Raw genomic sequence first — 11,149 nt, 5'->3', positions numbered from 1 at the left:
ACCGACAGCGCCGAGCCGGGCGCCACGGTGGCGAGCGGCTCCGCCTGCACCGGCAGCACGTCGTCCGAGGTGAGCTCGGTGCCGGCGCGCGTCATCGCCGCGGTGAGCTCGAAGGTGGGGACGGTGGCGCCGGTGTAGGCGGGCGGCTTGCGCGCGCGGGCATCGAGCGCCGCCAGCGTCACGCGGTCCGGCGTCCCGGCGGCCACCGGCGAGAGCCCCTTGACGATCACCCGGGCGGCGTCGCCGGGCGTCACGCGCTCGACGGCGGTGCCGGCGCCGGGCGGCGTCGCCGCGTAGACGATCTGGACGTCGGTCGGCGTCTGCACCGGGAACGCGAACGTGGCCCCGAGCTGGAGCGAGTGCTCCTGGATGCACCGTGGCTGGCCGAGCGCGTCGACGTAGTTGTAGGGGGCGGTGAGCGGATCGAGGACGTGCGTCCCGGCGCGTATCCCCGCGGTGACCCACCAGGGACCCGGCCCGGCCGGCGTGAAGTAGACGGGAGTCGTGAGGCCGGCCGTCAGCTGCCCCGCCGTCCCGGGCGCCTTCGTCTCCGAGAGCGTCCCGCCGCTGCAGGTCCACCCCACGTCGAGCGGGGTCCGCGTCATCGGCATCACGCCGCAGCCGGTCGTCCCCGCGGTCACCTCCGTATCGAAGGTGGTCGTTCCGTCCGTGAGCGCCACTAGGAACCCCGTGTCGAGCGTGAGGCCCGGATAACCGACCTGCGCGACGGGCTTCGCGGGGGCCGTCGGCGTGGCCGGCCGGGTCGGAAGCCCGGAGCGCGGCTCGAGCCGGATCTTCACCGGGTCGTACCGCTTCACCGCGACCACCCCGGCCAGGGACACGCCGACGAGCCGCTGCACCGGCGGGGTCTCGACGGTCAGGTCGATGTCGGCCGTCACCGTGGGGTCGGCCGCGTCGGCGACGTGGATCTTGACCGTGCCCGCGTAGATCGTCGGCACCAGCGTGACGCGCGCCGCGGCGCTGCCTCCCGGCGAGGGCGGCAGGCGCAGCTCCCGGTGCAGCAGGACGGCGTCGATCGCCTCGACGCGGAGGACGACCGGCCGGACGGGGTCGGGCTCGAAGTCGGTCGTGGCGCGGCTCCCGTCGGCGTCGTACTGGACGTCGATGTCGAAGCTCTCGCCGAAGCGGGCGCGGATGCCGCCGAGCGTGGGCACCAGGATCTGGGGCTTGCGGGCCTCCACGCGGAAATCCGCCCGCTGGTCGGGGACGCCGACCAGCGTCGCTCGGACCCCGCCGATGCCGACGAAGCCGGGCTGGAAGCGGACGCGGGCGAACGAGAGGCCGCCCGCGTTCGTGAGCGTCGACCGGAAGGGATCGCCCTCGATGTCGGCCTGCGTGCCGGCGGCCACGGTCCAGGCGACCTTCACGCCGGAGACGGGCCGACTGGCGGCGTCGACCACCTGGACGGAGAGCGGCGCGGCGAGCAGGCGGCCCGAGATGCCTACCTGGTTGTCCCCGGCGTTGATCGTGAGCTTCGGCCCGAGCGCCGGCGGAGCGGCCGGGAGCGCGGGCGGCCGGGGCGGGGCCGTCGTATCGAGCGCGCACCCGACCGTCGAGGCCTGGCCGGCGACGGCGCCGCGCAGCGGCGTGAAGCGGAGCTGCGCGGCCCCCTGGACGACCCCCAGGTCCGCCCCGGCATTCCAGATGAAGCGGTAGTCGGCCTCGACGTCGGGCGCGGGCAGGTCGGTCATGCGGTCGCTCGTGGCCGCCGGCGTCGCGGCCTGGAACCCCCCGCCGCCGAAGCTGTACTCGACGCGGACGTCGACACGCGCGCTGCCCGGATCGGAGACGACGAAGCGGACCGGGACGGTCGGCCCGGTGCGATCGAGTGGCCGGAACGCGGTGAGCTCGGGCGGGCCTGGTGGAACCGGGGCGGGCCCCGGCACGGGTGACGGCCCGGAACTGGCCGGCGACGGCGGCGCCGGGCCCGGGCGCCGCCGCGGCCCGGCGACGCGCGCGACCAGCCGCTGGAGAAGGACGAGAGCGAGGCCGAGGCCGAGAAGTCGGATCAGCCAGCCCATCGGCGACCCTCGGAGGGTCGGCGGCCAGGCGAGGGCCGCCGGCCCCGGTTCAGATGACGGCGGCCCGCAGCCGGGCGCTGATGCGGTCGATCAGCATCACGAGCGCCAGGATCACGATGACGACCGTCGACACTTCCGGGGAGCGATGTCGCCGGATTTGCCTTCAGTCGTCGCGGGGCTCGTCGCGGGTGAAATTGCCGGTGCGAAGGTCCCGGAGCGTCTGCTCGATCTCCGCGCGGGTATTCATCACGAACGGCCCGTAGCGCGCGATCGGTTCGTGAAGTGGTCGAGCCGCCGCCAGGAGGAAGCGCCCGCCGCCGGCGCCGGCGGATGCCTCCACGACGTCGCCATCACCGAAGACGACGAGGGCGGGCGCATGAACGGGGGTCCGCTCCGGCCCGAACCGGACGTTGCCGTGGTCGACGTACGCGAACGCGGTGTGGCCCCGCGGCACCGTCTCCCGGAACATGGCGCCGGGTGGCAGCGTCACGTCGACGAACTTCGGCGCAACGGCCAGGCCTTCGACCGGTCCCACGAGCCGCCCATCGGCCGCCTGGCCGGCTATGACCTGAATCCTCGCCCCGTCGTCCGTCGCCGTCTCCGTGAGACGATCCGCCGGCAGATCGCGGTACTTCGGCCGGCTCATCTTTTCGCGCGCCGGCAGATTCAGCCATAGCTGTAACCCCGCAATCCCCTCGGGACGTATCTGAGGCATTTCTTCGTGGAGGATGCCGCTTCCCGACGTCATCCACTGGATGTCTCCGGCACCGATCGTCCCGCGGTGCCCCAGCGAGTCGCCATGCCGCACCTCCCCTTTCCGGACGAGCGTCACGGTCTCGATTCCTCGATGGGGGTGATAGGGGAACCCGGCCTCGTAGTCCGCCGGATTGACCGACTCGAAGTGGTCGAGGAGCAGGAAGGGGTCGAGGTGGTCGAGCGTCCGAGTACCGATGCTCCGTCGGAGATGGACGCCCGCCCCTTCGATGACCGGCTCCGGCGTGACGACCTGAGCCACCGGGCGCGAGGACTGGGTCATGCGTCGGACCTCCGAGGTCGAACGTAACGCAGGCGCCCGGCGGGTGGCAAGGGTCCTCCGGAGAGGGCGGTCATGGCGCGAGCTCATCGAGGAGTGCCCTCGCCGCCCGGAGATCCGTCGTCTCGAACCCCTCCGTGAACCTGCTCGTAGGCGGTGACGATCCTGGCGTGCAGCTCGCGTCGGCGCTCTTGCAGCACGCTCCCGTAGGCCACCTCGTGGGTGAGGGTGCCGACACCTCGGACAGGTCATCTATCGTTCACGCCGCCCTGATCGTGGGATGGACGCCGACGGGGAATCCTCGAGCGATCGCCCGGACGGTCGACCTCGGCGTCAAGACCTGGAACCTCCGATCGGTCGGCATCGGCACCGCCGGACCATAGCCGCCAGGCGTCCACGGCGCGAGAGTCCGCTCCTGGACGAGGTGAGGCCGGTTCTCCTCGTCGGCCACGATCACCCCGCTCGGCAGCCGGGAGAGCCGCTCCGCGTAGGTCCGCTTTCCACGTGTACCGTCGAGCCGCTCCGCGTGCAGCACGTCATCGATGTCGTCAGCCGCCGACGGAATGCGTCCTCCGCTCCGCTCGCGGTTGCCTTCCGTCCAGCACGCGCGGAAGAGGAGATACCGGGCTCGCTGACATTCGGCACAGGGTCGGTGACCCGCCGCCAGCGCGGTGGCTTCGTCCAGGAAGAACAGCTCCGTGTAGCGCCCCGGTGCCATGACCGTCCGATGGCGCCCATTGAACTCGAGCAAGCACACGATCCATCGCTTGGAGGCGAACGATCGGCGAACGCGTTGCTCGTCGTCGTGCAGGCAGCCACGGTTGCCCATCAGCGTGCCGCGACAGTCCGTGCGGATCAGCTCCCCGAACGGCGTGACCCGATTCTGCTTCGGCAGTGCCCTCGCCCCGGTAGAGCCCGGCTCACAGATCACCATTGGAGGATCGCGTAACCCGGCTGGCCTCGGCCTCCCGGCCGCCCGCCATCTCCTCCGGCGCCGCCGGCTCCGGCTGCCGCCGGCGGATCCACGCTTCCGCGCAGCGTCGCGGCGCCGGTGCCACCGCGCCCCTGGAGCAGGCAGGTCGGCGGGTTCGGAGCCAGCCGGCAGGGGGTGCCGGGCGACCCCTCGATCCCGTCACGAGTGATCCCCGGGCCGGTCTCGCCGCGGCCCCCGGCGCCGGGCGCACCAGGGCTCTCGCCCGCCGCCCCTGCACCGCCTCGACCTCCGCGCGCGACGAGCAGCACGGGACCGGCGACCGCCTGCAGTTCCGTGTCGCTCCCGGGTCCGCCCGCGGTCCCGGGGGCGCCCGCCTCTCCGCCCTGGCCCAGGACCACCCGGTAGGTCGATCCCGGCACCACGGCGAGCACGCGACGCCCGTACGCCCCACTCCCCCCTCCGCCGCCGGCGGCCCCGGCGTTCGAGCCGCCTCCGCCCCCGCCTCCGGCGCCCCACGCCTCGATCAGCACGCTCGTCACGCCAGCGGGGGCGGTCCACATTCCACTCGCGCGGAACTCGAGCAGGCCCCCGAGGCGCTCGGATACCGCGGCCCGGGCAGACGCCGTTCCGGCTGGCGGCCCGCCAGCAGCCGCCCCGGCCGGGCCGGATGGCCCGGGCGGACCCGACGGTCCCATCGCGCCTCCTGATCCGGGCTCCCCGCGCGGCCCCGCTGGTCCCGCCGATCCTGGTGGACCCGCCGGTCCCGGCGGACCCGCGGGTCCCGGCGGGCCAACCGGCCCCCGGGGCCCCGGTGGGCCCAGCGGCGCCGCGAGTCCCGGTGGGGCGGCCGGCCCCGCGAGACCCGACGAGCCGGGCTGCCCCCGAAGGACGATCTCCAGGCGGGCCTCGTGGCTCGTCGCGGCGTTCTCCTTGCTGTCGAACGCGACGGAGAGCCCGGCCGAGCGCGCCACCAGCGCGATCCCGTGGTTCGGGTGGATGCGGTCCAGCCAGTCCTGAACGATCTCGGTGAGGTCGACGATGACGAAGGCGTGGGTGCTTGCCGCTGTCACCGGCACGCCGCCGATCTCAACACCGCCGAGGCGGGGCGCCGTTCCGGCCGTGAGCGTGCCTTCCATCCACGGCCCACGCACGATGTGGACGTCGAAGAGACCGGCCCCGCCGACGGTGTTGATCCACAGGATCAGCGTGGCCTTGGCGATGTCGCTCCCCTGGCTGCCGCTCGGCAGCGTCGAGAGGTCGAACTTGAGGAACGCGGTGGTCCGGCGCGGGGCACCCTGGACGAGAAGTGTCGGCGCCCGACCGAAGTTCCGCGTGGCGGTGGCCGCCGCGGTATAGGCGTCGTCGGTCAGCAGGGCCTGGACCGCCGCCGCCGGCGCCGCGAGCAGGACGCCGGCGAGCGCGAGCATGATGACGCGCGTGACGCCGAGGAATTTCAAGGCGGCCAGAACCCGGTTGCGGCAATCACGGGAGTGCCAACAATTGGGCGGCTCAGAGCTCCAGCGGAACCGAGGTCGCCACTGCCGAGGGATCTTCGTGCCAGATCGTGGCATCCGCGTCAACGTAGAGCTCGAGCCGGTTGCCGTCCGGGTCTGACAGGTAGATGGATTGGCTGACCCGGTGGTCCCTCACCCGCAGGCGTGTGATTCCGTTCGCCTCCAGGTGGGCTTTCGCCCGGCGGAGTTCATCAAGGCTGTTGCCAATCTTGAGCGCAACGTGGTACAGCCCCGCTCCGTTCTCATCGGGAGGTGCGCCGGCGGGGCCGATGTCGAACAGCGCAATGTCGTGGTGATTCTCGCCGGTCGCCGAGAAGAACACCATCGGCCGTCCGAACGTCCCGCGGGCCACCTCCTTGAGCCCGAGCACGTCGCGATAGAACCGTGCCGCCCGCTCAAGATCCCTCACTTTGAGCACGACGTGCCCGATGTTCTTCACGTTGATCATCATCGGCCTCCTCGCTCCGCCTCCGCCCGTTTCCTTTCGGGGGGGCCACATAGCCGCCGCGAGCCGCCGATCAGGGGTCTGTCCACGGTACCCGAACGTAGCCCAGGCGCCGGGCGAGTGGCAAGGGGTCCCCGGAATCACCGGGCAGGCCGGGAACGTCGACGGCCGCGCCATACAGTGGTGAGGTAGACTACGGCCATGAAGATCCACGTCGTGGGCGGAGGGCCGGCCGGGCTCTACTTCGCCATCCTGATGAAGAAGCGCGAGCCCGCCCATGCCATCACGCTCTTCGAGCGCGACGGCCCGAACGACACCTTCGGCTGGGGCATCGTCTTCTCGGACCGGACCTACACCTTCCTCCGTGACCACGACCCCGAGACCTACGCCGACATCACCGCGGCCTCCGAGGTGTGGGACAACGTGGACGTCGTCCACCGCGGCCAGAAGGTCTCGGTTCGGGGGAACCGGTTCTCCGGCATCGGGCGGCTCGCCTTTCTCAACATTCTCCAGGCGCGCTGCCGGGCCCTCGGCGTCGACGTCCGGTTCCACCAGAACGTCGCCGGCGTGGGGCCGCCGGACGAGGTCGCCGCCTGCGATCTCCTGGTCGGGGCCGACGGCGCCAACAGCCTCGTGCGGCGAACCTACACCGACTTCTTCCTGCCGTCGGTGGACGTGCGCCAGAACAAGTACCTCTGGCTGGGAACCTCCCAGCTCTTCCACGGCCTGACGATCGGCTTCCGGGAGGCCGACGCCGGCCTGTTCATCTACCACGCCTACAAGTTCAACCCGACGACCAGCACCTTCATCGTGGAGTGCCCTCCCGAGACGTGGGCGCGGGCCGGCCTCGAGCGGATGAGCGACGAGGAGACGTGCGCATACCTGGCCCACGTCTTCAAGGCCGACCTCGGCGGCCACCCCCTGCTCTCCAACAACTTCGTCAAGTGGCTCAACTTCCCGCTGGTGAAGAACAAGCACTGGAGCCACCGACACATCGTCTTGCTCGGCGATGCCCTTCACACCGCGCATTTCTCCATCGGATCCGGGACGAAGCTCGCCCTGGAAGACGCCATCGCGCTGGCCGGCTGCTTCGCCGGCCAGCGACGGGTCGAGGCGGCCCTGGTCGAGTTCCAGCGCGTGCGCAAGCCGGTGGTCGACGAGTTCCAGGAGGCGGCCTACGCGAGCCTGCTCTGGCTGGAACAGGTGGGCGACTACCTGGACCTCGCCCCCATCCCCTTCGCCTACCGACTGATGACGCGCAGCCGGCGGGTCGGTTACCACCGGCTCCAGCGGAAGGACCCCGAGTTCACCGCGCGCTACGACGCCTGGCGCCGGGAGCAGCCGCCGGCCGGGCCGATCCCCTCGGAGTTTCTCGATCTCTTCCAGAAGCGGACCTACGCCCACCTGGCGACGCTGATGCCCGACGGCACCCCTCACCTCACGCCCGTGTGGGTGGACTACGACGGGCGGCACATCCTCGTCAACTCGGCGGCCGGCCGGCAGAAGGACCTCAACATGGACAACCGCCGGCAGGTGGCCATCGAGATCCCGGACCCGGACAACCCGAATCGCTACCTGGCCGTGCGGGGTCCGGTGGTGGAGATCACGGAGCAGGGCGCGGAGGCGCACCTGGACAGGCTGGCCCAACGATATCTGGGCACGGAGACGTATCCGGCGAGCTGGCGCTTCCCCGGCGAAGTGCGCCGGATCTACAAGATCGCGCCGAAGCGCGTGACCACCTGGGACCCTTTCGGCTAGGTTCCCATGGCGCCCGGCCCAGTCTCGGCGCCACGCGAGGTCTACCGCGTCATCCCGCCCGGCGTCTAGGCCAGGCGGCACGACCGAACCGACGCGGTGACCAATCAGGCGGGGGCGACCTTCCGGAGGAGGGCGGCGCCGATCGTGTACCCGCCGCCGAACGCCGTCATGCAGGCGAGCTCTCCGGCCCCCATCACGGCCTCCTCGACCAGGCAGATGGCCGCCCCACAGCTGCTCGTGTTGCCGTATTCGACCAGGTTCATCGGCACCCGGTCGGAAGGGGTCTCGTCCTTGAACAGCCGCTTCTTGATGCCGTCGAGCACCAGCGTGCTGGCCTGGTGGAACATGAAGAGCCGGATGTCGCCGACCCCGCAGCCATTCCGCTCGAGGATCGTCTTCGTGGCTCGGGCCACCAGGGGGATGACCTCGCGGTACACCATGGGGCCGTTCTGGTAGAAGTACGGGTAGTCCGGGCCGCCGGGCTCGGCGGCGTCCCCGGATGCGGGCGCGATGCCGCAGCCGGCCACGAAGGGCCTGGTGCCGCCCAGCCCGGTCCGGATGTTCTGGCTCAGTTGGGAGCGGCAGTAGCCGTCGAGAAGCTGATAGCCGCCCTTCGGGCTCCCGAGGTGCGCCGCCTCCATGAGGACGGCCGCGGCGGCATCGCCCCAGAAGAAGGAGTTGCTGGGATCCCGGTAATCGACGGCACAGGTGAAGTACTCGGCCGCCACGACGAGAGCGCGCCGGCAGAGGCCGGCGACGAGGAGGCCGCGGGCCATCTCGAGCCCGTAGACGAAGCTGGAGCACGCCGCCAGGAGGTCGTAGCCGTAGGCGTCGCCGGCCCCGATCCGGTCCTGGATCTCGACGGCGGTGGCGGGATAGACCCGGTCGGGGCTCGAGGTGCCGCAGATGACGACGTCCACCTCCGCGGCCGACACGCCCGCGGCGTCGAGCGCCTGCTGGGCCGCCCGGGCTCCGAGGTCCGAGCCGAACACGCCGGCGGTGGAGCGCCGGCGCTCGAGGATGGCGCTGCGGTCGACGACGTGACGGCGCCGGATGCCGATCCGCTGGTGGACGTAGTCGACGAACGCGCGTCGATCCAGCTGGTCCCGGGAGGCCCCGGACAGGGCGGACTCCGCCCGGAGCACCCGGATCCGCTGCTGGCACCACGGGCTCTCGTCGACCCAGGTGGCCAGCCACCGGGGGTCGAGAAGCCGGGCGATGTCCTCGTTGGAGAGGACGTCGTCGGGTACGTACATTCCCCGACCGGTGATGATCGGGCTATCGGCCGTCGGCCTCATGGCTCAAATACGACAGTATCACGCGGGTCGGTGTCAACCATTTTAGAGGCGCCGCCTCGTCTGCCCGGGGGGAGAACCCGCTTGACGATCCGCGTCCCGGTCGCTACGCTCAGGCCCATCGGTCTCGCGCCGACCCGGGCCCCGAGCCGCCGATGAGCGCCTACGCCGCGTTCGACTACCAGGTGCAAGACGGCGTGGGGACGGTCACCTTCGCCCGTCCCGACACCCTCAACTCGCTCACCTTCGAGGTCTACGCCGAGCTCGAGCGGCTCGCCGCGGCGTGCCAGACCGACGGGGGCGTGCGGGTGCTGGTGCTCACCGGGACCGGCAAGGGGTTCTGCTCCGGCGGCGACGTCCACGAGATCATCGGCGAACTCGGCAAGCGGGACGTGAAGGGCATGCTGGAGTTCACCCGCATGACGGGGGCTGTCGTCCGCAACCTCCGGCTCCTCGACAAGCCCGTCATCGCGGCGATCAACGGCATCGCCGCCGGCGCCGGCGCCGTGTTGGCCCTCGCCGCGGACTTCCGGATCATGGCCGAGGCCGCCCGGTTCGCCTTCCTGTTCACCAAGGTGGGACTGGCCGGCGCCGACATGGGCGCGGCCTTCCTGCTGCCCAGGATCGTGGGCTTCGGGCGGGCCACCGAGCTCCTGATGCTGGGCGACACGATCGACGCCGCCACCGCGGAGCGCTACGGCTTGACGTCCCGGGTGGTGCCGGTCGAGCGACTCGGCGAGGAGACGCGCGCCCTGGCGCGGCGGCTCGCCGAAGGCCCGGCCCAGGCCCTCGCCATGACCAAGCGCATGCTGAGCAACGAGTGGGGCATGGACCTCGTCTCGGCCATCGAGGCCGAGGCGCAGGCCCAGGCCCTCCTCCTGATGGCGGAAGATCACAAGGAGTTCTACCGCGCGTTCACCGAGAAGCGGCCGCCGCGATTCACCGGCCGCTGACTCGTTTCGGAGGGTCGTGCCGAAGACGATCGTGAACCCCCCCGGCCTGGCCAAGCCATCCGGGTTTTCGCATGGGATCGAGGCCAGCGGCCGGCTCCTGTTCCTGGCGGGTCAGACCGCCCAGGACCCGAGCGGACGTATCGTGGCCCCCGGCGACCTGGTCGGGCAGTTCCGCCAGGCGCTCCTGAACGTGCGGACAGTGCTCGAGGCCCGGGGCGGCACGCTCGGCGACCTCGTCAAGCTCACCCTCTACGTGCTAGACAAGCAGGACTACCGGGCCAAGGTCAAGCCCATCGGCCAGGTCTACCGGGAGATGCTCGGGGGCCATTACCCGGCGATGACGCTCGTCGAGGTGAAGGCGCTCTGGGATGACAACGCGCTGGTCGAGATCGACGGGATCGCCGTCCTCGACTGAATCGGTGCCGGACGGACGGGAGAGCGGACGATGAAAGTCGAGAGCCTGTACCACACGGGCTTCACGGTCAGCGACATCGAGCGGTCGATCGAGTTCTACCGCGACGTCCTGGGCCTCCAGCTCTACCGGCGGCAGCAGGGCACGGCCGAGTACCTCTCCACCATCACCGGTTTCGCGGGCGTCCGGCTGGAGATCGCCCTCCTCAGGACTCCGGACGGTCACGGCATGCTGGAGTTACTCCAGTACCTGTCGCACCCGGCCCCGCCGACCGACCGCGAGACCAACCGGCCCGGCAACGCGCACGTCTGCTTCAAGGTGAGCGACATCCACGAGGCCTGCGAGGAGCTCCGGCGGCGGGGGGCCCGGCTGATCTCGGAGCCGACCGAGATCACCGCCGGGGTTCACCGGGGGGCGTACGGAGTCTACCTCCGCGACCCCGATGGGTTCACGGTCGAGCTTTACCAGCCGGCCGTCAGCGGGAGCCGGCCGGAGTGACCCGGCGCCAGCCACCGAGCGCGGTGGCGCATGAGGAGCGCTCCGAGCGGCGGCTGTGCCGCCGCAACCGAGGGGGGCCCTCGGGGGGTCTTCCGAGACCCCCCCGAAGAACTAGGAGCTGACGGAAGGGAGACGTTATGCCAGACGAGCCCGCCGAGACGGAGCTGGAAGCCCGCGCGAAAAGCGAACCTCACATCACCCTGCCCGAGTGGACGTTTGCCGCCCGGGAGGACCCCGATTTCTTCCGGCCCTTCGCCGACCTTCG

Annotated in this window: 10 protein-coding genes; 4 read left to right on the top strand and 6 right to left on the bottom strand. The window is 71.3% G+C overall.

Features of this window, described 5'->3' with window-relative positions:
- The 5 genes from VGW35_21545 to VGW35_21525 form a co-directional block, all read right to left on the bottom strand.
- Positions 1-2,042: hypothetical protein (locus VGW35_21545; GenBank protein ID HEV8310257.1), on the bottom strand; the 2,042-nt coding region annotated here is incomplete at its 3' end.
- Positions 2,043-2,205: 163 nt separating this feature from the next.
- Positions 2,206-3,078, bottom strand: a complete 873-nt coding sequence (locus tag VGW35_21540) for a pirin family protein (GenBank protein HEV8310256.1) — start codon at positions 3,076-3,078, stop codon at positions 2,206-2,208.
- A gap of 256 nt (positions 3,079-3,334) precedes the next feature.
- On the bottom strand, positions 3,335-4,009 hold the full coding sequence (locus VGW35_21535; protein HEV8310255.1) for a hypothetical protein: 675 nt from the start codon (positions 4,007-4,009) through the stop codon (positions 3,335-3,337).
- Positions 4,003-5,466 (bottom strand): DNRLRE domain-containing protein, encoded by a 1,464-nt coding sequence (locus tag VGW35_21530; protein ID HEV8310254.1) that lies wholly within the window; start codon positions 5,464-5,466, stop codon positions 4,003-4,005. The genes VGW35_21535 and VGW35_21530 overlap by 7 nt, the downstream gene beginning before the upstream one ends.
- Before the next feature lie 52 nt (positions 5,467-5,518).
- On the bottom strand, positions 5,519-5,974 hold the full coding sequence (locus VGW35_21525; GenBank protein HEV8310253.1) for a VOC family protein: 456 nt from the start codon (positions 5,972-5,974) through the stop codon (positions 5,519-5,521).
- A 195-nt stretch (positions 5,975-6,169) separates the two neighbouring features.
- Here VGW35_21525 and VGW35_21520 point away from each other — a divergent pair, with 195 nt between their 5' ends.
- Complete coding sequence (locus VGW35_21520) at positions 6,170-7,726, top strand: TIGR03618 family F420-dependent PPOX class oxidoreductase (protein HEV8310252.1); 1,557 nt, start codon at positions 6,170-6,172, stop codon at positions 7,724-7,726.
- A 104-nt stretch (positions 7,727-7,830) separates the two neighbouring features.
- On the opposite strand, the gene VGW35_21515 is transcribed toward VGW35_21520, so the two are convergent.
- Positions 7,831-9,024, bottom strand: a complete 1,194-nt coding sequence (locus VGW35_21515; GenBank protein HEV8310251.1) for a ketoacyl-ACP synthase III — start codon at positions 9,022-9,024, stop codon at positions 7,831-7,833.
- Between the two features lie 152 nt (positions 9,025-9,176).
- On the opposite strand from VGW35_21515, the gene VGW35_21510 reads away from it, so the two are divergent.
- The 3 genes from VGW35_21510 to VGW35_21500 are packed head-to-tail and all read left to right on the top strand — an operon-like array spanning position 9,177 to position 10,884.
- Positions 9,177-9,974, top strand: coding sequence for an enoyl-CoA hydratase family protein (locus tag VGW35_21510; GenBank protein ID HEV8310250.1), 798 nt, complete (start codon positions 9,177-9,179; stop codon positions 9,972-9,974).
- Between the two features lie 16 nt (positions 9,975-9,990).
- Positions 9,991-10,389 (top strand): RidA family protein, encoded by a 399-nt coding sequence (locus VGW35_21505; protein HEV8310249.1) that lies wholly within the window; start codon positions 9,991-9,993, stop codon positions 10,387-10,389.
- Positions 10,390-10,419: 30 nt separating this feature from the next.
- Positions 10,420-10,884: a VOC family protein gene (locus VGW35_21500; protein HEV8310248.1), complete on the top strand. Its 465-nt coding sequence runs from the start codon at positions 10,420-10,422 to the stop codon at positions 10,882-10,884.
- Positions 10,885-11,149 lie beyond the last annotated feature (265 nt).

Source organism: Candidatus Methylomirabilota bacterium (genome assembly GCA_036005065.1).
Taxonomy (GTDB): domain Bacteria; phylum Methylomirabilota; class Methylomirabilia; order Rokubacteriales; family DASRDR01; genus DASYQW01.
This window is presented reverse-complemented; position numbering and strand designations above follow the sequence as displayed.

Bases quoted from the DNA above. Each gene is read 5' to 3' on its own strand.
- VGW35_21520 (HEV8310252.1), top strand. From the start codon at position 6,170: ATGAAGATCCACGTCGTGGGCGGAGGGCCGGCCGGGCTCTACTTCGCC.
- VGW35_21500 (HEV8310248.1), top strand. From the start codon at position 10,420: ATGAAAGTCGAGAGCCTGTACCACACGGGCTTCACGGTCAGCGACATC.
- VGW35_21525 (HEV8310253.1), bottom strand. From the start codon at position 5,974: ATGATGATCAACGTGAAGAACATCGGGCACGTCGTGCTCAAAGTGAGG.
- VGW35_21540 (HEV8310256.1), bottom strand. From the start codon at position 3,078: ATGACCCAGTCCTCGCGCCCGGTGGCTCAGGTCGTCACGCCGGAGCCG.
- VGW35_21510 (HEV8310250.1), top strand. From the start codon at position 9,177: ATGAGCGCCTACGCCGCGTTCGACTACCAGGTGCAAGACGGCGTGGGG.
- VGW35_21515 (HEV8310251.1), bottom strand. From the start codon at position 9,024: ATGAGGCCGACGGCCGATAGCCCGATCATCACCGGTCGGGGAATGTAC.
- VGW35_21535 (HEV8310255.1), bottom strand. From the start codon at position 4,009: ATGGTGATCTGTGAGCCGGGCTCTACCGGGGCGAGGGCACTGCCGAAG.